The 21,351-nt window shown below is 66.6% G+C and carries 19 protein-coding genes; 10 read left to right on the forward strand and 9 right to left on the reverse strand.

Features of this window, described 5'->3' with window-relative positions:
• Positions 1-69 precede the first annotated feature (69 nt).
• The 3 genes from ILT42_RS17215 to tpiA all read right to left on the reverse strand — a co-directional run bounded on the left by ILT42_RS17215 (position 70) and on the right by tpiA (position 3,165).
• Positions 70-1,698, reverse strand: a complete 1,629-nt coding sequence (locus tag ILT42_RS17215; protein WP_204216935.1) for a CTP synthase — start codon at positions 1,696-1,698, stop codon at positions 70-72.
• A 119-nt stretch (positions 1,699-1,817) separates the two neighbouring features.
• Positions 1,818-2,264: a preprotein translocase subunit SecG gene (gene secG / locus ILT42_RS17220; protein ID WP_204216936.1), complete on the reverse strand. Its 447-nt coding sequence runs from the start codon at positions 2,262-2,264 to the stop codon at positions 1,818-1,820.
• Positions 2,265-2,397: 133 nt separating this feature from the next.
• The gene (gene tpiA, locus ILT42_RS17225) at positions 2,398-3,165 is read right to left on the reverse strand and encodes a triose-phosphate isomerase (RefSeq protein ID WP_204216937.1); all 768 of its coding nucleotides are present in this window, start codon (positions 3,163-3,165) and stop codon (positions 2,398-2,400) included.
• Between the two features lie 135 nt (positions 3,166-3,300).
• Between tpiA and ILT42_RS17230 the strand changes: the two genes are divergently transcribed.
• From ILT42_RS17230 to lexA, 8 genes are all read left to right on the forward strand, one after another.
• Positions 3,301-5,202, forward strand: coding sequence for a SurA N-terminal domain-containing protein (locus ILT42_RS17230; RefSeq protein ID WP_204216938.1), 1,902 nt, complete (start codon positions 3,301-3,303; stop codon positions 5,200-5,202).
• Positions 5,203-5,216: 14 nt separating this feature from the next.
• Complete coding sequence (gene trpE / locus ILT42_RS17235; protein ID WP_204216939.1) at positions 5,217-6,737, forward strand: anthranilate synthase component I; 1,521 nt, start codon at positions 5,217-5,219, stop codon at positions 6,735-6,737.
• A gap of 103 nt (positions 6,738-6,840) precedes the next feature.
• On the forward strand, positions 6,841-7,485 hold the full coding sequence (locus ILT42_RS17240) for an anthranilate synthase component II (protein ID WP_204216940.1): 645 nt from the start codon (positions 6,841-6,843) through the stop codon (positions 7,483-7,485).
• Positions 7,486-7,491: 6 nt separating this feature from the next.
• Positions 7,492-8,505 (forward strand): anthranilate phosphoribosyltransferase, encoded by a 1,014-nt coding sequence (gene trpD, locus ILT42_RS17245; RefSeq protein ID WP_204216941.1) that lies wholly within the window; start codon positions 7,492-7,494, stop codon positions 8,503-8,505.
• A 12-nt stretch (positions 8,506-8,517) separates the two neighbouring features.
• Entirely contained in the window at positions 8,518-9,318 is an 801-nt protein-coding gene (gene trpC, locus ILT42_RS17250; RefSeq protein ID WP_204216942.1) for an indole-3-glycerol phosphate synthase TrpC, read from the forward strand.
• Positions 9,315-9,803: a cyclic pyranopterin monophosphate synthase MoaC gene (gene moaC / locus ILT42_RS17255; RefSeq protein WP_204216943.1), complete on the forward strand. Its 489-nt coding sequence runs from the start codon at positions 9,315-9,317 to the stop codon at positions 9,801-9,803. The genes trpC and moaC overlap by 4 nt, the downstream gene beginning before the upstream one ends.
• The gene (locus ILT42_RS17260) at positions 9,800-11,047 is read left to right on the forward strand and encodes a molybdopterin molybdotransferase MoeA (protein ID WP_204216944.1); all 1,248 of its coding nucleotides are present in this window, start codon (positions 9,800-9,802) and stop codon (positions 11,045-11,047) included. The genes moaC and ILT42_RS17260 overlap by 4 nt, the downstream gene beginning before the upstream one ends.
• A 275-nt stretch (positions 11,048-11,322) precedes the next feature.
• Positions 11,323-12,030, forward strand: a complete 708-nt coding sequence (gene lexA, locus ILT42_RS17265) for a transcriptional repressor LexA (protein ID WP_204216945.1) — start codon at positions 11,323-11,325, stop codon at positions 12,028-12,030.
• On the opposite strand, the gene ILT42_RS17270 is transcribed toward lexA, so the two are convergent.
• On the reverse strand, positions 12,008-14,281 hold the full coding sequence (locus ILT42_RS17270) for a ComEC/Rec2 family competence protein (protein WP_204216946.1): 2,274 nt from the start codon (positions 14,279-14,281) through the stop codon (positions 12,008-12,010). The two genes, lexA and ILT42_RS17270, sit on opposite strands and share 23 nt — an antisense overlap.
• A 135-nt stretch (positions 14,282-14,416) precedes the next feature.
• Here ILT42_RS17270 and gltX point away from each other — a divergent pair, with 135 nt between their 5' ends.
• Together gltX and gltA are read left to right on the forward strand one after the other, a co-directional pair.
• Positions 14,417-15,844, forward strand: coding sequence for a glutamate--tRNA ligase (gene gltX / locus ILT42_RS17275; protein WP_204216947.1), 1,428 nt, complete (start codon positions 14,417-14,419; stop codon positions 15,842-15,844).
• Between the two features lie 185 nt (positions 15,845-16,029).
• Positions 16,030-17,322, forward strand: a complete 1,293-nt coding sequence (gene gltA, locus ILT42_RS17280) for a citrate synthase (protein ID WP_204216948.1) — start codon at positions 16,030-16,032, stop codon at positions 17,320-17,322.
• Positions 17,323-17,384: 62 nt separating this feature from the next.
• Here gltA and ILT42_RS17285 read toward each other — a convergent pair whose 3' ends face one another.
• The 5 genes from ILT42_RS17285 to fabZ are packed head-to-tail and all read right to left on the reverse strand — an operon-like array spanning position 17,385 to position 21,325.
• Entirely contained in the window at positions 17,385-17,978 is a 594-nt protein-coding gene (locus ILT42_RS17285) for a hypothetical protein (protein WP_204216949.1), read from the reverse strand.
• Positions 17,979-18,017: 39 nt separating this feature from the next.
• Positions 18,018-19,199: a lipid-A-disaccharide synthase gene (gene lpxB / locus ILT42_RS17290; protein WP_204216950.1), complete on the reverse strand. Its 1,182-nt coding sequence runs from the start codon at positions 19,197-19,199 to the stop codon at positions 18,018-18,020.
• A complete protein-coding gene (locus tag ILT42_RS17295) occupies positions 19,192-20,058 on the reverse strand; it encodes an LpxI family protein (protein WP_204216951.1) in 867 nt (288 codons plus the stop codon). The genes lpxB and ILT42_RS17295 overlap by 8 nt, the downstream gene beginning before the upstream one ends.
• Complete coding sequence (gene lpxA / locus ILT42_RS17300; RefSeq protein ID WP_204216952.1) at positions 20,058-20,861, reverse strand: acyl-ACP--UDP-N-acetylglucosamine O-acyltransferase; 804 nt, start codon at positions 20,859-20,861, stop codon at positions 20,058-20,060. The genes ILT42_RS17295 and lpxA overlap by 1 nt, the downstream gene beginning before the upstream one ends.
• Positions 20,861-21,325 carry a 3-hydroxyacyl-ACP dehydratase FabZ gene (gene fabZ, locus ILT42_RS17305; protein WP_204216953.1) on the reverse strand — a complete coding sequence of 155 codons (465 nt, stop codon included), beginning with the start codon at positions 21,323-21,325 and terminating at the stop codon, positions 20,861-20,863. The genes lpxA and fabZ overlap by 1 nt, the downstream gene beginning before the upstream one ends.
• Positions 21,326-21,351 lie beyond the last annotated feature (26 nt).

Genomic DNA, 21,351 nt, shown 5'->3' on the forward strand with positions numbered 1-21,351 from the left:
ACAAAATCGGAAAATGCTAGTCTTAAAATGGAAATGGCTGGGAAATCCCAGCCATTTGAATTGATGGTCTTAAACCAACCGGCTCTGGACCGTCGCTGCTTCCACGAAGCTCTTGAAGAGCGGGTGCGGCTCGAAGGGGCGGGATTTCAGCTCGGGGTGATACTGGACGCCGATGAACCAGGGATGGTCCTCGTATTCCACGATCTCCGGCAGGACGCCGTCCGGCGACAGGCCGGAGAAGCGCAGGCCCTTCTGTTCCAACCGGTCCCGGTAGGTCATGTTGACCTCGTAGCGGTGCCGGTGGCGCTCGGAAATTTCCGTGCCGCCGTAGATCTCTGCCACCTTGCTGCCCGGCTTGAGGCTTGCCTGATAGGCGCCGAGCCGCATGGTGCCGCCGAGGTCCCCGGTGGCCGTGCGCTTCTCCAGCTCGTTGCCGCGAAGCCATTCGGTGAGGATTCCCACCACCGGCTCCGGGGTGGGGCCGAACTCCGTGGAGCTGGCCTGCTCGATCCCGGCGAGCGACCGGGCAGCCTCCACCACGGCCATCTGCATGCCGAAGCAGATGCCGAAATACGGGACCTTGCGCTCGCGGGCGAAGCGCGCCGCCCGGATCTTGCCCTCGGAGCCGCGCTGGCCGAACCCGCCCGGCACCAGGATGCCGTGGATGCCTTCCAGGAACGGGGCCGGATCCTCGTGCTCGAAGACCTCACTCTCGATCCAGTTGAGGTTCACCTTCACCTGGTTGGCGATACCGCCATGGTAGAGCGCCTCGATGAGCGACTTGTAGGCGTCCTTGAGGCCTGTGTACTTGCCCACGATGGCGATGTTGACCTCGCCCTCCGGGTTGTGGATGCGTTTGGCGATCCGGGTCCAGCGGGACAGGTCGGGAGCCGGCGCGTCCTCGATGCCGAAGGCGGCCAGGACCTCCCCGTCGAGCCCCTGCTCGTGGTAGGCCAAGGGCACCTCGTAGATCGAGGGCGCGTCGCGGGCCTCGATCACGGCGGTCTCGCGCACGTTGCAGAACAGGCCGAGCTTGCGGCGCTCGTCCTTCGGGATCTCCCGGTCCGTGCGGCAGAGCAGGATGTCGGGCTGGATGCCGATGGAGCGCAGTTCCGCTACGGAATGCTGGGTCGGCTTGGTTTTGAGCTCGCCCGCCGATGGGATGAACGGCAGCAGGGTCAGGTGTACGTAGATGCACTGGCCGCGCGGCAGGTCGTTGCCGAGCTGGCGGATGGCCTCGAAGAAGGGCAGGCCCTCGATGTCGCCCACGGTGCCGCCGATCTCCACCAGCACGAAGTCGTACTCGTCATTCCCTTGGAGCACGAAATCCTTGATGGCGTTCGTGACGTGGGGGATCACCTGAATGGTGGCGCCGAGATAATCGCCCCGGCGCTCCTTGGTGATGATGTCGAGATAGATCCGGCCCGTGGTGATGTTGTCGGCCTTGGAGGCCGGGACGCCGGTGAAGCGCTCGTAATGGCCGAGGTCGAGATCGGTCTCGGCCCCGTCGTCGGTCACAAAGACCTCGCCGTGCTGATAGGGGCTCATCGTCCCCGGATCGACGTTGAGGTAAGGGTCGAGCTTGCGAAGCCGGACCTTGTATCCGCGTGCCTGGAGAAGCGCTCCCAGGGCCGCCGAAGCCAGACCCTTGCCGAGCGAAGACACCACGCCGCCGGTGATGAAAACGTACCGCGTCATGGACCCCTATCCATAGAGAAGTGGCTCCGATTCGCAATCGCGAACCGGGGCGCCAGATTGCCATCCACAAAAGAAGAGGGCCGGAAGTTCCGGCCCTGGTTGTCAAGCGTCGAGGTCTCTTACTGAGACTGGGGCACCGTCGGCGCCGTCGGCGCGGAGGGCGCCTGGAACGGAATCGCGGGGGCCGCCGGTGCGGGGGCGCCGGGAGCGGGACCCGCCGGCTGGTCGCCCTGCAGGCGCTGCAGCTGCTCGAGCACGTTGCCGCCGCCCTGCCCGGCCGGAGCCTGTTGCCCCGCAGGAGCCGCCGGAGCCGTGCCGTCGAGGATCGAGCGCGGCGCGCCGCCGCGGGTCGCCAGGATCGTCAGCGCCAGGCTGGTCACGAAGAACAGGGCCGCCAGGATCGCGGTCGCCCGGGTCAGGGCATTGGCCTGGCCGCGGCCCGTCATGAAGCCGGAAACGCCGCCGCCGCCGCTGAGGCCCATGCCGCCTTCGGAACGCTGCAGGAGAACCACGCCGATCAGCGCGAGCACGATGATCAGGTGGATGATGATGAGGACGTTTTGCATGTTTTCCCAAAACCTCAAGCGGCCGCGCCCGATGGCGTCAGCCGCTCGCATTCGTCTGTTGGCGGGCCTGTAGCATAGGTGTGTGCGGGATCAAAGTCCTGCAAGGCACCTTTTGCGGGGCTCTCCGAGGGGTTCAGGCCCGGTAGGCCGACGCGATCCCGAGGAAATCGGAGGCCACGAGGCTGGCCCCGCCGACCAGGGCGCCGTCCACATCGGCCACGCCCATCAGCTCAGCCGCGTTGGAAGGCTTCACGGAGCCGCCATAGAGGATGCGCACTTTGGCCTGTTCGGCCGGCCCGACGATCCCCGCCAAGTTCTCCCGGATGACCTTGTGAACCTCGGCGACGTCTGCGGCCGTGGGCGTGAGCCCGGTCCCGATGGCCCAGACCGGCTCGTAGGCCACCACGAGGTTGCCGCCGTTCGAGCCCTCGGGCACGGAGCCCTTGAGCTGGCCGCGCACCACGTCGAGGGTGCGGCCGGCCTCGCGCTCGTCCTTGGTCTCGCCCACGCACACGATGGCGATCAGACCCGTCCGGTGGGCGGCCTCGGCCTTGGCCCGCACGTCGGCATCCGTCTCGCGCTCGTACTGACGCCTCTCGGAATGGCCGACGATCACATATGCGGCACCCCCATCCTTCAGCATTTTGGCCGCGATGTTGCCCGTATAGGCGCCCGATTCCTTGGCGTGGCAGTCCTGGCCGCCGATGCCGATGCCCGAGCCCGCCGTTTTCTCGGCGAAGGCCGCCACCAGGGTCGCCGGCGGGCAAATCGCGAGATCGACCCGGCCCTTAAGGGCGTCGTCGTAGCCGGCCTTGATCTGGTCCAGGACCTCCGCGGAGGCCTTCAGGCCATTCATTTTCCAGTTTCCCGCCACCAGCGGGCGCGGCCGATCGACGCTCATGTCAGCTCTCCTGTCACGCTTCCTGGCGGTTCGAGTAGCAGAGGCCCAACCCATCTTTCAACCGGCCCTGCCCTTTTCGACGGACGAATGATCGGCTATCGGCGTGGCTAACGAGTTTTAGGGAAACGTGTTCTGATGCTTCGCGGACTGCGCAACGCCGGGCAAACGGTGATCGGCAAGTCGATTGCCACGATCTTCTTCGTCCTCCTGATCCTGAGCTTCGCGGTCTGGGGCATCGGCGACATTTTCCGGACCCAGGCTCCCAACACCGTCGCGACGGTGGGCGACAGCACCGTCTCGGTCGAGCAGTTCCGCGTCGCCTACAACAACGAGCTCCAGCGTCTCGGCCGGCAGTTCCGGACGGTCATCACCCCCGAACAGGCGCGCCTGTTCGGCGTCGACCAGCGTGTGGCCTCCTCGCTTGTCACCCAGGCCGTGATGGACGCGGAAGCCAAGAAGCTCGGTTTGTCGGTCTCCGATCAGCTCGTGGTCCGCTCGATCATGGAAGAGCCGGGCTTCCGCGGGTCCGACGGGCAGTTCAACCGCGCCCTTTTCGACCAGATTCTGCGCAGCAACAACCTCACGGAAGCGGGCTTCGTCCAGGAGCAGCGCACCTCCATGGCGCGCAGCCAGCTGGCGGATGCCATCACGGGCGACCTGACGGTGCCGAACGCGGCCCGCGACGCGGTCCACCGCTTCACGAACGAGCGCCGCACGGCGTCCTACATCAACCTGCTGCCCGCCTTGGCGGGGGATATCCCGGCGCCGACGCCGGAGCAGGTCCAGGCCTTCTACAACGAGCGCAAGAGCTCGTTCCAGGCTCCCGAATACCGGGCCGTCTCGGTGCTGGCCCTCGATGCCGCCAGCCTGGCCAAGCCCGACGCGATCTCGGATGCCGACGCCCGGCAGCGCTATGAGCAGGAGAAGGCCAAGTTCGGCTCGCCTGAACGGCGCACGGTTCAGCAGATCCCGTTCCCGAGCCCGGCGGACGCCGAAGCGGCCCTCAACCGGATCAAGGAGGGCGCGACCTTCGACACCATCGCGACGGAACGCAACGTTTCGCCCCAGGATCTCGACCTCGGCACCTTCGCCAAAAGCGAGATGCTGGACCCGGCCGTCGCCGACGCGGCCTTCGCGCTCCAGCCCAACGCCGTGAGCGCGCCCGTGGCCGGTCGTTTCGGAACCGTTCTGGTTCGCGTGACCGCGATCCAGCCGGAGGCCGTGAAGCCTTTCGAGGACGTGGCGGGCGAGATTCGCCGCGAGCTGGCTCAGCAGCGCGCCCAAGCCGATATCGAGGCCGTACACGACCAGATCGAGGATCTGCGCGCCAGCGCTCGGCCTTTGGCGGACATCGCCAAGGAGAAGGGCCTCACGCTCGTCCAGGTCCCGGCCATCGACCAGAGCGGCCAGGACAAATCCGGCAAGACAGTGGACGCTCCCTTGCGCGATGCTCTCGTGAAAGCCGCATTCGCGTCGGACGTCGGGGTCGACAACGAAGCTCTCCGGACGCCCGAGGGCGGCTATGTCTGGTACGACGTCATGGGGATCGAGCCGTCCCGAGAGAAGACCCTCGACGAGGTTCGCGACGAGGTCGCCCGTCTCTGGCGGGAGGACGAGATCTCCAAGCGCCTGTCCGATAAGGCACGCGAGCTGACCGAACGCCTGGAGAAGGGAGAGGCCATCGAGGCTGTGGCTCAAGGCGTGGGCGAAGTGAGGAACGCGACCGATCTTGCCCGCAGGGCCGGCAAGGACGATCTGACGGCCGAGGCCGTGAATCGCATTTTCGCCGTGCCGGTCGGCAAGGCCGGAAACGTGGCGAATGGGAATGATTCCCGTGTGGTCTTCAAGGTGACGGGCGCCACTGTGCCGCCGATCCAGACCACCACGGAAGCGGTGGAGCAGATCGAGAATCAGCTGCGCAACAGCATGAGCGAGGATCTGCTGTCCGAGTACATCGCCCAGGTTCGGCAGGATCTCGGCGTGACCCTCAACCCGACCGCCATGGCGCAGGTGACGGGATCGAACACGGGCCCGTAGGAAAGAGTCCCTTCATGAGCGTGACGCCGGATTTCGACGCCTTCGCAGGGGCTTACGGCCAGGGCGAGTCGGGCGTGCTGCGCACCACGATGGTGGGCGACCTGCTCACTCCGGTCGCCGCCTTCATCAAGCTGCGGCACGAGCGAAAGGGCGCCGCCTTCCTGCTCGAGTCTGTCGAGGGCGGCGCCGTTCGCGGGCGCTATTCCATGATCGGCCTCGATCCGGATCTGGTTTGGCGCTGCCAGGACGGCCAGGCGGCGATCAACCGGGATCCGCTCGAGCGGCCGCAGAATTTCGTGACCGAGGATCGCGCGCCGCTGGAGAGCCTGCGCGCGCTCATCACCGAGAGCGCCCTGCCCCTAGGCGACGAGCTGCCACCGATGTCGGCCGGCCTGTTCGGCTATCTCGGCTACGACATGGTGCGTCAGATGGAGCGCCTTCCCGCGCCCAATACGGACGTGCTGGAGGTGCCCGACGCGATCCTGATGCGACCCACCGTGATGGTCGTGTTCGACGCCGTAAAGGACGAGATCAGCCTGATCACGCCCGTGCGACCTCGCAAGGGCACCCCGCCCAAGGCGGCCTACGAGTCGGCGCTCGCCCGTCTGGAACAGGTCACCCGCGCCCTGGAACAGCCCCTTCCCCTGGAAGACCGATCCGACCCGGCCGGGATCCGGTTCGAGCCGCCGGTCTCCAACACCTCCCCGGACGAGTTCCTGGCCATGGTCGGCACGGCCAAGGAGTACATCCGCGCGGGAGACATCTTCCAGGTGGTGCTGTCCCAGCGCTTCGAGTCACCCTTCCCGCTGCCGGCGTTTGCGCTCTACCGGTCCCTCCGCCGGGTCAACCCGGCGCCGTTTCTCTGCTATCTCGATTTCGAGGCCTTCCAGATCGTCTGTTCCTCGCCGGAGATCCTGGTGCGGATGCGCGACGGCAAGGTCACGATCCGGCCCATCGCCGGCACGCGGCCGCGCGGCGCGACGCCCGAGCAGGACCGCGCTCATGCGAAGAGCCTCCTAGCCGACGAGAAGGAGCGCGCCGAGCATCTCATGCTCCTCGACCTCGGCCGCAACGACGTGGGCCGGGTCTCGGCCATGGGCTCCGTGAAGGTCACGGATTCGTTCTTCCTGGAATATTACAGCCAGGTCATGCACATCGTGTCCAATGTCGAGGGCAACCTCGACGAGGGCTTCGACGCCCTCGATGCCCTCGTGGCGGGCTTCCCGGCCGGCACGGTCTCCGGCGCCCCGAAGGTGCGCGCCATGGAGATCATCGACGAGCTGGAAAAGGATAAGCGCGGGCCCTACGCGGGCTGCGTCGGCTATTTCGGCGCCAATGGCGAGATGGACACCTGCATCGTGCTGCGCACCGCCGTGGTGAAGGATGGCCGCATGGCGGTCCAGGCCGGCGCGGGGATCGTCTATGATTCCGACCCGGCTTCGGAGCAGCAGGAATGCGTCAACAAGGCCAAGGCGCTGTTCCGGGCGGCCGAGGAGGCGGTAAACTATGCCAGCCGGGCACGATTCGGGCAGTAGGAGCTGCGGCTCTCGCGAGCCCCTGGGGTCGGCTGGGGCGCCCCAGGGCGAGGGCAAGACATCACTTGACCTGCGACCCGCGCTCGGCAAACGTTCCGGCGCCATGACCCGCGTTCTCGTTATCGACAATTACGACAGCTTCACCTGGAATCTGGTTCACCTGATCGCCCCCCTCGCGTCGAGCATGGACGTGGTGCGCAACGACGCGACCAGCGTGGACGAGGTTCTGGCCTCCCGGCCTGACGCGATCGTGCTGTCACCGGGTCCCCGCACGCCGAACGAGGCGGGGATCTGCCTGGACCTCGTGACGCGCGCCTCGCCGGAGATCCCGACCTTCGGGGTGTGCCTGGGCCTTCAGACCATCGGGCAGGTTTTCGGCGGCACGGTCGCGCGCGCGCCGCTTCCCATGCACGGCAAGGTCTCGCCGATCTCGCACGGCGGTCAAACCATCTTCCGGGGCATCAACGGGCCGATCAACGCCACGCGCTATCACTCCCTCATCGTCGAGCGCGAGACCTGCCCCGTGGACCTCTCGGTCACGGCCGAGACCGATGACGGGCTGATCATGGGCCTGTCCCACCGCTTTCTGCCGATCCACGGGGTGCAGTTCCATCCGGAGAGCATCCTGTCGGAGCACGGCTCGACCATCATGAAGAACTTCTTCGATCTCGCCGCGGCCTGGAACGCCGGGCATCGGCCGGATGCCCCTCCGTCCGAACGTGACAAGACGTCGCCGCCGGTGCATTGAGAGCCCATGGAATCGTTCAAGCCCTATCTCGCCAAGGTTGCGACCGGCGCGTCCCTGACGCGCGAAGAGGCCCGCGCCGCTTTCGATGACCTCCTGTCCGGCGAGGTGACCCTCGCCCAGGCGGGTGCCTTCCTGATGGCCCTGCGGGTCCGGGGCGAGGCTCTCGACGAGATCGTCGGCGCCGTCACGGCCATGCGCAGTCGCATGCTCAAGGTCCAGGCGCCGGACAACGCGGTCGACATCGTCGGCACCGGCGGCGACCATTCCGGCAGCTACAACATCTCGACCCTCGCGGCGATCATCGTGGCTGGGACGGGCGTGCCGGTCGCCAAGCACGGCAATCGGGCAGCCTCCTCGAAATCCGGAACCGCCGACGTTCTCAACGCGCTCGGCGTGAAGCTCGGGCTCGAGCCCAAGGGGCTCGGCCACTGCCTCGACGAGGCCGGCCTGTGCTTCATGTTCGCCCAGACCCATCACGCGGCCATGCGCCATGTGGCGCCCGTGCGGGTCGAGCTCGGCACGCGCACCCTGTTCAACCTGCTCGGCCCCCTGTCGAATCCGGCCGGTGTGAAGCGCCAGCTTCTCGGCGTGTTCTCAGAGGCTTGGCTCGAACCGCTCGTGCAGGTTCTCAAGGAGACCGGGTCCAAGAAGGTGTGGGCCGTTCACGGCTCGGACGGGCTCGACGAGATGACCACGACCGGGCCGAGCCATGTGGTGGCGCTGGAGAACGGCAGCATCCGCACGTTCACCGTCTCGCCTGACGAAGTCGGGCTGCCGAGGGCCAAACCCGAGGACCTCAAGGGCGCGGATCCGGAGCACAACGCCACCCAGCTGCGCGCGGTGCTCGACGGCGCCCGCATTCCCTACCGGGACGTCGCTCTCCTGAACGCCGCCGCGTCCCTCGTGGTGGCCGACGAGGCCGACGGCCTGCGCGACGGCCTTGATCGCGCCACACGGTCTCTCGATTCTGGGGCGGCCAAGGCGGCCCTCGACCGGTTGGTCCAAGCCTCGAATGCGTGAGCGGGAAACCCCATGAGCGACGTCCTCGCCCGTATCGAATCCTACAAGCGCCAGGAAATCCTGGCCGCCAAGGAAGCCGTGCCCCAGGCCGAGATCGAGCGCCGGGCCGCGGCGGCTTCCCCGCCGCGCGGCTTCGTCGCCGCCATCGAGCGCCACCTCGGCCAGGGCCGGCCGGCGCTGATCGCGGAGGTCAAGAAGGCGAGCCCATCGAAGGGTTTGATCCGGGCCGATTTCGACCCGCCGTCCCTGGCCAAGGCCTACGCGGAGGGCGGCGCCACCTGCCTGTCCGTTCTCACCGACGAGCCGTCCTTCCAGGGCAGGCCCGAATACCTCGCCCAGGCCCGCGACGCGTCCGGCCTCCCCGCCCTGCGCAAGGATTTCCTGTTCGAGCCCTATCAGGTCTACGAGGCTCGCGCCTGGGAGGCGGATTGCATCCTGGTCATCATGGCGAGCGTCAGCGACCCTGAGGCCCGCGCCCTCGTCGACACGGCGCATGGCCTCGGAATGGACGTGCTCGTCGAGGTCCACGATGCCGCGGAGCTCGATCGCGCCCTCGGTCTCGGCACGAAGCTGATCGGCATCAACAACCGCAACCTGCGCACCTTCGAGGTGTCCCTGGAGACGAGCGAGGCTCTCGCGGCCCGGATCCCGGAGGACCGCATCATCGTGGGCGAGAGCGGCATCTTCACCCTCGACGACATCGCGCGGCTGGAGAGGGTTGGGATCGGCACTTTCCTGGTGGGCGAGAGCCTGATGCGCCAGGCCGATGTCGCCGCCGCGACGCGCAAGCTTCTGTTCGGCGAGGCCGCATGAGTGCCCTCACTCACCTCGATCCGAGCGGCGCCGCCAACATGGTGGACGTGTCCGACAAGGAAGCCACGACCCGCACCGCCATCGCTGAAGGTTTCGTGGCCATGCGGCCGGAGACCGTCGATCTGATCCGCCAGGGCGACGCCAAGAAAGGCGACGTTCTGGGCACCGCGCGGCTCGCGGGCATCATGGCCTCCAAGCGGACGCACGAGTTGATTCCCCTTTGCCACCCGCTGCTGATCTCCAAGGTGAAAGTCGATTGCACCCTGGACGAGAGCCTGCCCGGCATCCGCGTGACCGCCGAGGTGAAGATCACGGGTCAGACCGGGGTGGAGATGGAGGCGCTCACCGCCGTCTCGGTCGCCTGCCTGACGGTCTACGACATGGTGAAGGCGGCGGACCGGGACATGCGCATCGAAGGCGTGCGCCTGCTGCGCAAGAGCGGCGGGCGCTCGGGCCTCTACGAGGCCCCGGAAGCCCGGGCGTGAGCCTGCTGCCCGTCAGCGAGGCGCTGTCCCGCATCCTGGCGGGGGCGTCCCGGCCGACCGAGATCGAGCAGGTCCCTGTCGCGGCCTCGGCGGGCTTGACCCTGGCCCGAGACCTAAAAGCCCTGCGCGACCAGCCGCCATTCCGGGCCTCCGCCATGGACGGATACGCCATCCGCAGCGCGGACGCGGCGAGCGTCCCCGCGACCTTGAGGATTGTCGGCACGAGCGCTGCCGGGAAGCGATTCACGGGCGCGATCGGCCCCGGCGAGACGGTGCGGATCTTCACCGGCGCCCCCGTACCGGACAGCGCCGACGCCGTGGTCCTGCAAGAGGACACCGAGCGCTCCGGCGACCGGGTCACGGTCAACGAGGCCTCCCGTCCCGGACGCCATCTCCGCGCGGCGGGCCTCGATTTCCTCGAGGGCGATCCCCTCCTGCGTGCGGGCCAGCGCATGGATGCCCGGCATATCGCCCTCGGAGCCGCCATGGGCCATGGAACGGTCCCGGTTCACCGCAGACCCCGCGTGGCGATCCTGGCTACGGGGGACGAGCTCGTGCGGCCCGGTGAGCGGGCGGGGCCCGACCAGATCACCGCATCCAGCCTCCCCGCCGTCGCGGCCATGGTCGTGCGGGCGGGGGGAGAGCCCATCGATCTCGGCATTGCCCGCGACACGATGGAGAGCCTCGACGCAGCCTTAGGCAGGGCCGAAGCCGAAAAGGCCGATATCCTGGTGACGCTCGGCGGCGCCTCCGTGGGCGACCACGACCTCGTCCAGAAGGCGCTTGCGGCACGCGGCATGAGCCTTGAGTTCTGGCGCGTGGCCCTTCGGCCCGGCAAGCCGCTCATGCACGGCCGGCTCGGATCCATGCTTCTGTTGGGGCTGCCCGGGAATCCCGTCTCGTCCTTCGTGTGCGCGATCCTGTTCCTGGTGCCCGCCATCCGAGCCCTGTCAGGCGATCCCGATGCCGATGCCGACGGGAGCGAGGGCGCAGTTCTTGCAACTGACGTGCCCGAGAACGGGCCCCGCCAGGACTACATGCGCGCGCGCCTTCATCACGAGCGCAAGCTCGAAAAGTCCGGGCCGCTGGGCGAGGTGTTGAGCGTGACGCCGCACGAGGTGCAGGATTCGTCTCTTCTTGGCCTCCTGCAATCCTCCGATGCCCTCTTGATCCGCCCACCCCACGCACCCGCCGGCAAGGCGGGAGATCCCTGCCGGATCGTGCGGATGGAAAGGTTCTGCTAAACGCCGCGCCAAGCGCCGATTCCTCTCAGAGATGGAAGATCGGCCGGCGCCAGCCTCTGGGATGGTCTGGCCAGGTTTGGCGAAAGGAACCTGATATTCACCATAAGTTGTTGATCGAGTTGTTTTTTCAGAAGCGCTCAAGCTTGCTGAGTATGATCCGCAAAATCCACCGACCGCGCAGCTTGGCCTTACACTTGCAGAACACAGCGGGAACAGTTAGCATGTTCGTGCTTTGTTTTCAGAATCGCTCCTCCCTGGAGCCGTAAGGAACAGCTATGCTGACGCGTAAACAGCACGAACTGCTCCGCTTCATCCATGAGCGGTTGCGTGAATCAGGTGTCCCGCCGTCCTTCGACGAGATGAAGGATGCGCTGGATCTCAAGTCGAAATCCGGCATCCACCGCCTCATTACGGCGCTCGAGGAGCGCGGCTTCATCAAGCGCTTGCCGAACCGAGCCCGCGCTCTCGAGGTGCTGCGTCTGCCTGAGACCGTAGGCGGCAGCGCGGGCCGGCGCCAGTTCACGCCGAGCGTGGTCGAGGGCGGCCTGGCCGCCAAGACCGGCAAGGCTCCGACGCCTCCTGCCCAGGAAGAGCGTCGCGGCGATTTCTCGATCCCCGTCATGGGACGGATCGCGGCCGGTACGCCGATCTCGGCTATTCAGAGCCGCAGCCATTCCATCACCCTGTCGCAGGATTTCCTGAGCCAGGGCGAGCATTACGCTTTGGAAGTTCGCGGCGACTCGATGGTGGAAGCGGGCATCCTCGATGGCGATCTGGTCGTCATCAAGAAGCAGGACACCGCCAATACGGGCGATATCATCGTGGCGCTCATCGACGAGGAAGAGGCTACCCTGAAGCGCTTCCGCCGTCGCGGCTCCTCCATTGCGCTCGAGGCCGCCAACCCGGCTTACGAGACGCGCGTCCTGGGGCCCGATCGGGTCAAGATCCAGGGCAAGCTGATCAGTCTCGTTCGCCGCTACTGACTTCGTCGTCCGGCAGATCCTGCTCGGGCACCGGCTTCGCCGGCGTTCGGGCGGGCGCCGGAACGAGCGCGGTTGGGGTCGCCTTCAACCCGGACCAAGCCTTGTCGCGACCCGCGGGACGGGCCGCGACGACCTCGAAGACCCCGTCCCGGAGCCGCAAGGCCGTCGCTCCATGAGCGTCGAGAGCCCGCCGGTCGATCACCAGGGACGCGGCGCATCCAGCTGGCGCCTTCAGCCGCGTGATGACGATCGCGGCCCTCCGGCAATCTTCCTCCAGGGCGGCGATGTCCTGGTCGAACGCGACGAACAGTCGGTCTTTCGTTTCCACCACACAGCCGGAACCGTCGCAACGTCCGCCCATCCGGAGCGTTTTGTCCTTCGGGTCTCGCGAATCTCCGTCGGCCCGAAGCCACTGCTCCACGACGAATCCGGAGGGTCGTCCGACCAAGACGAACCGGCCGTCCGCGCCACGCACCACGGCGCCCGCCCCTTCCCTGTCGATGAACACGTCGAACCTCTCCGGCGCGGCCGCCAGCGCCAACCCCGCCAGGGCGGGAATCAATGCGACCCACCGCAATGACGAGACGAGGAGCGTCGCGATCAGCAGAGCCAGGCCGATCATCGTCAGAGTCGTAACGCTCATCGCCGGCACGGTAACCGTCGCGCCCGTCAGCGCGCTGACCCAATCCGAGACATCCAGGACCCTGGCCACGGCCCACCCCATCGCACGCCAGACAGGTCCGTCGAGGCCGAACGGAAAAGCGAGGATCCCCAAGACCGCCGACGGCATGACGACGGCCGAGACCAGCGGCAGGGCGAGGGCATTTCCCACGAGGCCCAGGGGGTTGAGGGACTGGAAGTGATAGGCCGTGAACGGGGCGGTTGCGATGCTCGCCACAAGAGTGGTTCCGATGAGACCGACCACGGCTCGGACAACCCACCGCAGGATCTCGTCGAAGACCCGGATCGGGCCCCCGTCCCCCACGGAGACCTGCACCACAGGTGCGAACGCGACGAGGGCGGCCACCGCTCCGAAGGACATCTGGAAGCTCGGGCCGAGAAGGGCCTCGGGCTCGCGCGCGAGCACGATGAGAGCCGCGACGGCGAGGTTGCGGATGCTCAGGGCAGGCCTATCCGCCAGGATCGCCCCGAACATCACCAAAGTCATGATCAAGGACCGCACGGTCGCGACCTCGGACCCGGAGAACACGCAATAGATCACCGCTCCCGCCATTGCCACCAGGGCCGCGATCTTCTTCACGGGCCAGCGGAGGGCTATGCTCGGCGCTAAGGCGAGCCCTGCCCTGGCGAGCCAGAAGAAGGTTCCGGCGGCCAGGACCATGTGCAGGCCGGAGATCGACACGATGTGATAGATCCCGGCTCCGCGCAGCATGTCGTTGGTGGCCTCGTCGATGAGCCCGCGCTTGCCCGTCACGAGGGCGGCCCCGACTGCTCCGGCCTGGCCGCCGATCGCGGACGCGATGCGGCTGGTGAGGGCGCCGCGCGCGTCGTCGATTGCGGCGGCGATCCGTAGGCTCCAGGGTGGATCTCGGGGGGCAGCCGGAGCCCGGATCGCTCCGACCATGGACCCCACGGCACCGACCTCCTTGAAATACGCGTCGCGGGCAAAGTCGTAGCCTCCGGGCCAGGCCGGCTGCGGCGGCGGGAGCAGACGCGCCGTGCCCTCGATATATTGCCCAGGCGACACCTCTCCCTTGCGGATCGTCACCCGCACCAACCGGGGCCTTTCAGCCTTGCTCAGGCCTTTCACGGCCTCGACCCGCAGGACCACGCGCTTCCCATCCGGCCGCTGATCGACGGTTTCGACAAATCCCGAGATCGGAGCAATGACGATGCGGGACAGGATGGGCGCGTCCACGGCCCGAACCCGCCAGGCGGCGGCCCCGAACCCCGCGAAGAGGGCCGTGAGCGCCAGGCCGGTAGCCAGACCTGTCAGGCTCCGGCGCAGCCCGAAGGCGACGGCCCCGCCCCCGGCGATCCCGAGCGCTGGCGCCCATAGGGCAGGCTGCCCGTCAGCCTGAAAGAACAACACGATCCCGAGGCCGAAGAAGACCGCGATCCACGGAAAAAGCCGCCGCTGGTCGATCTCGCGCCGCATGCACCGGCCAAGCCACAGGCGCACGTCATCCGGCGCGGTCCATGCCTGCCACGCCAACGGAATCGGCAGCGCCAGCGCCCCTGTGCGCGCGTGGGGCAATCGGCTGGGTCTCGGCTCGTCGGGTGGGACCATCTCTTCTGCTTAACGTCGGGTGCCAATGCATGTTAGACGACCGCTCAACCGAGCCCAAACCGGCCTGTGGATTGAGTCGGGCGACCCGATCTCCACCCCGGAAGGCCCCCACCGATCTTCCTCCAAAGGTTCGCCATGACCGTCGTCACCCGCTTCGCCCCCTCGCCGACCGGATTCCTGCACATCGGTGGCGGGCGCACCGCTCTGTTCAATTGGCTTTACGCCAAGCGCCACGGCGGCAAGATGCTCCTGCGCATCGAGGATACGGACCGGGAGCGCTCCACGGATGCCGCCATCGAGGCGATCCTCGACGGCCTCAAGTGGCTCGGCCTCGATTGGGACGGCGACGTGGTCTATCAATTCTCTCGCGCCGCCCGCCACAAGGAGGTGGCCGAGAGCCTTCTAGCTGAGGGACGAGCCTATTACTGCTACGCCACCCCCCAGGAACTCGAGGAGATGCGCGAAACGGCCCGTCGTGAGGGCCGACCCTCCCGCTACGATGGCCGCTGGCGCGACCGGGACCCTGCGGAAGCCCCCGAGGGTGTGAAACCCGTGATCCGCCTGAAGGCCCCGACCGAGGGCGAAACGGTGGTGGAGGACGCGGTGCAGGGCCGGGTGGTCTGGCAGAACAAGGACCTCGACGATCTCGTGCTCCTGCGCTCCGACGGCACGCCGACCTACATGCTGGCCGTCGTGGTGGACGATCACGACATGGACGTGACCCATGTCATCCGCGGCGACGACCACCTGACCAATGCCGCCCGGCAGACGCAGATCTACAAGGCCCTGGGCTGGGACGTGCCCCAAATGGCCCACGTGCCGCTCATTCATGGGCCGGATGGAGCCAAGCTCTCCAAGCGTCACGGCGCGCTCGGCGTCGAGGCGTACCGCAGCCTGGGCTACCTGCCCGAGGCCTTGAGAAATTATTTGGTGCGCCTCGGATGGAGCCACGGCGACCAGGAGATCTTCTCGACCGAGGAGCTGATCCAGGCCTTCGACCTGTCCAGCATCGGCCGTTCCCCGGCCCGGTTCGACTTCGCCAAGCTGGAGAACCTGAACGGCCATTACATGCGGCAGGCGGACGACGCCTATCTGGTGGAGGCCATCGAGGGCTTGCTGCCGGAACTCGGCGATGAGCGCGGCCTCGGCCGCACCTTCCCGCCGGCTCTGAAGCAGAAGCTCGTGGCCGCCATGCCGGGCCTGAAGGAGCGCGCCAAGACCCTCGTGGAACTGCTGGACAGCGCGTATTACCTTTACGCCCAGCGGCCTCTGAAGCTCGACGAGAAAGCCCAGAGCCTCCTGGGTGACGGCCGGGCCCGGCTCGACGGCATCCCGGCGAAGCTCCGGGCCGTGACGGATTGGTCGGCGGCCGGCGTGGAGGCCGTGGTGCGGGAACACGCGGAGGCGATCGGGGCCAAGCTCGGCCAGGTCGCGCAGCCCCTCCGGGCGGCCCTGACGGGGCGCGCCACGTCGCCCGGCCTGTTCGACGTGATGGCCGTGCTGGGCAAGGACGAAACCCTGTCGCGGCTCGAGGATCAGCTGTCGAATGCACCAGCCGCATAGCTGGGCGTTCTCTCTTTAGAGGTGCTTGCCCGCCGCATACGGATAAGCTACCGAAACGACCATATCCCACCGACCGGGAGCCTCAGGTCGGCAGCTTCGGAAGACCGGTTTCCCAAGCCCCCGGTTTTCCAAGTCCCTGGCTGCCCTAGGTTATGCTCGGCCTCCTGTTGAAAGGGCGAAGACGCATGAGTTCCTCCTCCAGCACGCTCACTGTCGACGACAAGTCGGTCGACCTCGCGATCAAGACGGGCGTCATCGGGCCGAGCGTAGTCGACATTTCGAAGCTGTACGGCCAGACCGGGATGTTTACCTACGATCCCGGGTTCACGTCGACGGCATCCTGCGAATCCAAGATCACCTACATCGACGGAGATGAAGGCGTTCTGCTCTATCGCGGGTATCCCATCGAACAGCTGGCCGAGCACGGCGATTTCCTCGAGACATGCTATCTGCTGCTCTACGGGGAGCTTCCCACCGCTGCCCAGAAGGCCGATTTCGACTATCGCGTCACGCGCCACACCATGGTGCACGACCAGATGAACCGGTTCTTCACCGGCTTCCGCCGCGATGCGCACCCGATGGCCATCATGGTGGCCTGCGTCGGCGCGCTCTCGGCCTTCTATCACGACTCGACGGACATCTCGGATCCGCACCAGCGCATGGTTGCGTCCATGCGCATGATCGCCAAGATGCCGACGCTCGCCGCGATGGCCTACAAGTACCATGTGGGCCAGCCCTTCGTGTACCCGCAGAACGAGCTGGACTACACGTCCAATTTCCTGCGCATGTGCTTTGCGGTGCCGGCTGAGGAGTACAAGGTCAATCCAGTGCTCTCGCGGGCCCTGGACCGGATCTTCATCCTGCACGCCGACCACGAGCAGAACGCCTCGACCTCGACGGTCCGCCTCGCGGGCTCATCGGGCGCGAACCCCTTCGCGTGCATCGCGGCCGGCATCGCCTGCCTGTGGGGGCCCGCGCATGGCGGCGCCAACGAGGCCGCCCTCAAGATGCTGGAAGAGATCGGCACGCCCGACCGCATTCCGGAATACATCGCCAAGGCGAAGGACAAGAACGATCCGTTCCGTCTCATGGGCTTCGGCCACCGGGTCTACAAGAACTACGACCCGCGCGCCCGCATCATGCAGAAGACCACCCACGAGGTCCTGAACGAGCTCGGCATCAAGGACGACCCGCTTCTCGACGTAGCCGTCGAACTCGAGCAGATCGCCTTGAAGGACGAGTACTTCATCGAGAAGAAGCTCTACCCGAATATCGACTTCTATTCGGGCATCACCCTCAAGGCGATGGGCTTCCCCACCTCCATGTTCACGGTGCTGTTCGCGCTGGCCCGCACGGTCGGCTGGATCGCCCAGTGGAGCGAGATGATCGAGGACCCGTCCCAGCGCATCGGCCGCCCGCGTCAGCTCTATGTGGGCTCGCCGAAGCGGGACTATGTGACGGTCGCGCAGCGGGGCTGAAATCCGCCTTCCGAGACACGAAAAGGGGCCTTGTCGGCCCCTTTTTCACGCGGTGGCGCCACTTATTCCGGATACCCGACGCTGACCTTCTGTACGCGGGGCTTGACGGCCTGTATGCCTTTCGAGGCCGAGCTGAACTGCGTATCGCCGCCGACCCGGTTCAGAGCGGTTTCGCTCGCTTTCTCGTCGGGCTCGAACACCACGAGCAAGCTACACCCACCCGGCACGGCGGCGAGTTTGCCCTTTTTCCAGTCCGAGGCGGTGCCGCCGTAATCCCAGTTGAAGCCGTAGAGAGAAAAAGGCTTCCCGTTAGCGGCTTCGACGCCTTTCAGATCCATGCCGACGCGTATGCCTTGCGGACCCGTCCAACCGGTTCCGGCGATTTGAATGGAGGCGGGACGGGCTTGGCGCGCTTCATCGAGCCAGAACACCTCCACGCGGCGGGCATCGTCCTTCGGGTAGATCACGCTCGCCTTGGTCTCCACACCCTCGGCGCCGTCGACGGTCTCGACCACGACGTTGGCAGCCCCGTAGGCTTCGACGAGGCGCTTGTGGCTCGAATCCTTCGCAAACGGGCCCTGGCATGCCAATTCGTCCGCCTGGGCGGCACCGACGCCGAGGATTGTGGCCCATACCAGTCCATGGAATCGTTTCATGCCCGCGCCTCCGATCGATATATCGTAAGCGCAGATACGCTAACGCCTCAAGGGCGCGAGCCGTTGCACTATGTCGGCCACGATCCGGGACGCCCGTTCGCTCGGACGTTCGTCGCCAATCTGCATGAGCGCATCGAGGCGCCGGAGCGCGTTCTCCTGCCTCCGCCGTTCCGGGGTATCGGACAGGAGCGGCAACAGGGCTGCCGCGAGAGTCTCAGGCGTGCAATTCTCCTGAATCAGTTCCGGGATCGCGTTCTCACCGAGCACCAGATTCGTCAAAACGATGGACTGGGCCTTGATCAGCGGGCGCAGGATCATGGCCTCGACCGGCGAGACCTTATAGGCCACGACCATCGGAACGCCGGACAGGCCGAGTTCCAAGGTGACAGTGCCCGAGGCCGCGAGTGCAGCGTCAGCCGTGCGAAAGGCGTCCCACTTGGCGGCCTCGCCTTGCACGATTCTTGGTCGGACGCTCCAAGCGGATGCCTTGCGCGCAATCTCCTCCACAAGATGTGGCACCGCCGGAATCGTGACCTCGTAAGGACGAACCGAGCGCTGTTGCAAGAGCGCCAAAGCGTCTCCGAACGTGTCCATCAGGCGGCCGACCTCGGAACGGCGGCTGCCCGGCAGCACAAGGAGGTGCACCGGGCCGTTCTCGCTCAAGCCTCGCTCGCCCTCCGGCCGAAGTTCCTGGAGGCGCTCGATGAGGGGATGGCCCACATAGGTAGTCGGAGGTCCGCCCAGACGCCTGTGCTCCTCCGGCTCGAAGGGTAGAAGCGCCAGGAGATGGTCCACATAAGCCCGCATCTTGGCCGCCCGGCCCGGACGCCACGCCCAGACGGAGGGGCTGACATAATCCACGATGGGAATGCCGGGCGCGCGCTTGCGTACCGCCTTGGCGACCCGGTGGGTAAAATCCGGGCTGTCGACGATGACGAGGATGTCGGGTCGCGCGGCCACGACGGCATCCGCCGTCAGTCGGATGCGCCGGAGGATCGTCGTCAGGCGCGCCATGACGGCCACGAATCCCATGACGGCGATGTCTTCCTGAGGAAACAGGCTCTTCAGCCCCTCCCGCTCCATGGCGTGGCCGCCGACGCCGCCGAAGGCGATCGAATGGGCACCGAGCCGCTCCTTGAGCGCCCGCATGAGCTTCGCGCCGAGTTGGTCCCCGGATTCCTCACCCGTCACGATCCAGATGGAGAGCGGTTTCTCAGTCACCTTGGCGCTCCATCCAAGGCAGCTCGACAGCCTTGATGAAAAGACCGAGCCGGTCGGCCGTCGCGACGGTCTTGAGCTGGTCGACCACGAGGGTCGAGCCACTGCCGATGGCGACGCCGGACAGGCCCGCCCTGGCGGCTTCCTCGATTGTGCGGGGACCGATGGCCGGCATATCGACCCGCAGATCCTGGCCCTTCTTGGCAGCCTTGATGAGGACGCCTCCCTCCCTGCGTCGCTTGAGGCCGAGGAACGACTGGCGCTGCGCCTTCACGCGGCCGAGCATTCGATCCGTACCCTCCGGTCCCTCGATGGCGAGCACATGACGCTCCGCGATCACGGCCCCCTGGCCGATGTCGAAGGCGGACAACGAATCGAGCAGATCGATACCCACGGCGATGGCCTGGCTGTCGCCCTCCCCCGGCACGAAACTGCCGCGCAAGGACGGCGGCGCGACGAGATCCGGCGCGAGTTCGTGAACGCCGACCACCCGGTGGCCGCGCTCCTCCAGGAGCATGACGGCGCCGCGCAGCACCTGATCGTCGCCGCGCGTGATGACGTCCTTCACCTCCTGCATGTTGCGCAGAAGAGAATAGGCGCCGAGCAGGGCCGCGAAGCCGGGACGGCGCACGGCGCCGACCAGGGAGACGGCTTCAGGCCGCCAGGCGGCCAAAGTGTCCGTAATGGTCTTCAGGTCGAGCAGATCGACCACCGCGTGGGCGCGACGTCGCAGCTCAGGCTCGGCGAACCCGCGAAACGCCAGGATGCGAACGTCCTGCCCCCGACGCTGGAGGTCATCCGCCAGCTCGATGGGAAGCCGCCCGGAACCGGCGACGAGCGCGATCGGGCCCTGCGAGCCCATCAGGCCGAACCGAGGGGGTCCTTCGGGGTGCAGATTGCCCGCTCCTTGCCCTCTCGGATGAAGTCCAGAATCTCATGCACGAAGGGGTGGCTCGCGAACTCGCCCGCGACGTCCTCCACCCGCTCCGTTAGGGTTCCCTCATCTGCGAAAAGCAGCCGATAGGCGCGGCGGATATCGTGGATCTGATCCCGCGTGAAGTTGCGGCGGCGCATGCCGATGATGTTGAGCCCCGCCAGATGCGCCCGGTTGCCGATAGCCATGCCGTAGGGAATCAGGTCGTTCTCAAGACCCGACATGCCGCCCACGAAGGCGTGGGACCCGACGCGGGCAAACTGGATGACCGCCGATCCGCCGCCGAAAATCACGAAATCACCCACCGTGACATGGCCCGCCAGCATGACGTTGTTGGACAGGATGCAATCGTTGCCCACCTTCGTGTCGTGGCCCACATGGGAGTTGGCCAGGAAGGCGCACCGGTCGCCGACGACGGTCTTCAGACCGCCACCCTCGGTGCCGGGATTGATCGTCACGCCCTCGCGGATCATGCAGTCCGACCCGATCGTGAGGGTCGAGGCCTCGCCGCGATACTTCAGGTCCTGGGGAATATGCCCGACGGACGCGAAGGGAAAGATGCGGGTACGGGCACCGATGGTGGTCTTACCGGCAACCGCCGCATGGCTGATGAGGTGGCAGCCGTCGCCGAGTTCGACCTCCGGGCCGACCGTGCAGAACGGCCCGATGGTGACGCCCTCGCCGATCTTGGCGCCATCCTCGACGACGGATGAGGGATGAATGGTCGCCATCAGTCCATCACCAGCATCGCGCTAACCTCGGCTTCGCAGACGAGATTGCCGTCCACTTTGGCTTCGCCCTTGTACCACCACATGTTCCGGCGGTTGTTGAGCTTCTTCATGTGGAACTCGACCCGATCCCCCGGCTCCACGGGCTTGCGGAACTTCACCTTGTCGATGGTCATGAAGAAGACCTGCTTGGGCTTCGCCTGCTGGGCGATCTTCGACGCCACGCAGATTGCACCAGCCGTCTGGGCCATGCCCTCGATCAGGAAGACGCCCGGATAGATCGGCCGCGACGGAAAGTGGCCCTGGAACTGCGGCTCGTTGTAGGTGATGTTCTTGATTCCGATGCAGGAATTGTCACCGTCGATCTCGATGATCTTGTCGACCAGCAGGAACGGATACCGGTGCGGGAGCAGATCCAGAATCTGCATGATGTCGGCGGTCTGAAGCGTCTTGGGCGCCTCGGTCATGGCGTTAAACTCCGGTCCTGACGGCG

The sequence above is a fragment of the Microvirga pudoricolor genome (assembly GCF_016892705.1).
Lineage (GTDB): Bacteria > Pseudomonadota > Alphaproteobacteria > Rhizobiales > Beijerinckiaceae > Microvirga > Microvirga pudoricolor.

What these genes read in the sequence shown, in the direction of transcription:
- ILT42_RS17215 (WP_204216935.1), bottom strand. Translation starts at nt 1,698, where the DNA reads ATGACGCGGTACGTTTTCATCACCGGCGGCGTGGTGTCTTCGCTCGGC.
- secG (WP_204216936.1), bottom strand. Translation starts at nt 2,264, where the DNA reads ATGCAAAACGTCCTCATCATCATCCACCTGATCATCGTGCTCGCGCTG.
- tpiA (WP_204216937.1), bottom strand. Translation starts at nt 3,165, where the DNA reads ATGAGCGTCGATCGGCCGCGCCCGCTGGTGGCGGGAAACTGGAAAATG.
- ILT42_RS17230 (WP_204216938.1), top strand. Translation starts at nt 3,301, where the DNA reads ATGCTTCGCGGACTGCGCAACGCCGGGCAAACGGTGATCGGCAAGTCG.
- trpE (WP_204216939.1), top strand. Translation starts at nt 5,217, where the DNA reads ATGAGCGTGACGCCGGATTTCGACGCCTTCGCAGGGGCTTACGGCCAG.
- ILT42_RS17240 (WP_204216940.1), top strand. Translation starts at nt 6,841, where the DNA reads ATGACCCGCGTTCTCGTTATCGACAATTACGACAGCTTCACCTGGAAT.
- trpD (WP_204216941.1), top strand. Translation starts at nt 7,492, where the DNA reads ATGGAATCGTTCAAGCCCTATCTCGCCAAGGTTGCGACCGGCGCGTCC.
- trpC (WP_204216942.1), top strand. Translation starts at nt 8,518, where the DNA reads ATGAGCGACGTCCTCGCCCGTATCGAATCCTACAAGCGCCAGGAAATC.
- moaC (WP_204216943.1), top strand. Translation starts at nt 9,315, where the DNA reads ATGAGTGCCCTCACTCACCTCGATCCGAGCGGCGCCGCCAACATGGTG.
- lexA (WP_204216945.1), top strand. Translation starts at nt 11,323, where the DNA reads ATGCTGACGCGTAAACAGCACGAACTGCTCCGCTTCATCCATGAGCGG.
- ILT42_RS17270 (WP_204216946.1), bottom strand. Translation starts at nt 14,281, where the DNA reads ATGGTCCCACCCGACGAGCCGAGACCCAGCCGATTGCCCCACGCGCGC.
- gltX (WP_204216947.1), top strand. Translation starts at nt 14,417, where the DNA reads ATGACCGTCGTCACCCGCTTCGCCCCCTCGCCGACCGGATTCCTGCAC.
- gltA (WP_204216948.1), top strand. Translation starts at nt 16,030, where the DNA reads ATGAGTTCCTCCTCCAGCACGCTCACTGTCGACGACAAGTCGGTCGAC.
- ILT42_RS17285 (WP_204216949.1), bottom strand. Translation starts at nt 17,978, where the DNA reads ATGAAACGATTCCATGGACTGGTATGGGCCACAATCCTCGGCGTCGGT.
- ILT42_RS17295 (WP_204216951.1), bottom strand. Translation starts at nt 20,058, where the DNA reads ATGGGCTCGCAGGGCCCGATCGCGCTCGTCGCCGGTTCCGGGCGGCTT.
- lpxA (WP_204216952.1), bottom strand. Translation starts at nt 20,861, where the DNA reads ATGGCGACCATTCATCCCTCATCCGTCGTCGAGGATGGCGCCAAGATC.
- fabZ (WP_204216953.1), bottom strand. Translation starts at nt 21,325, where the DNA reads ATGACCGAGGCGCCCAAGACGCTTCAGACCGCCGACATCATGCAGATT.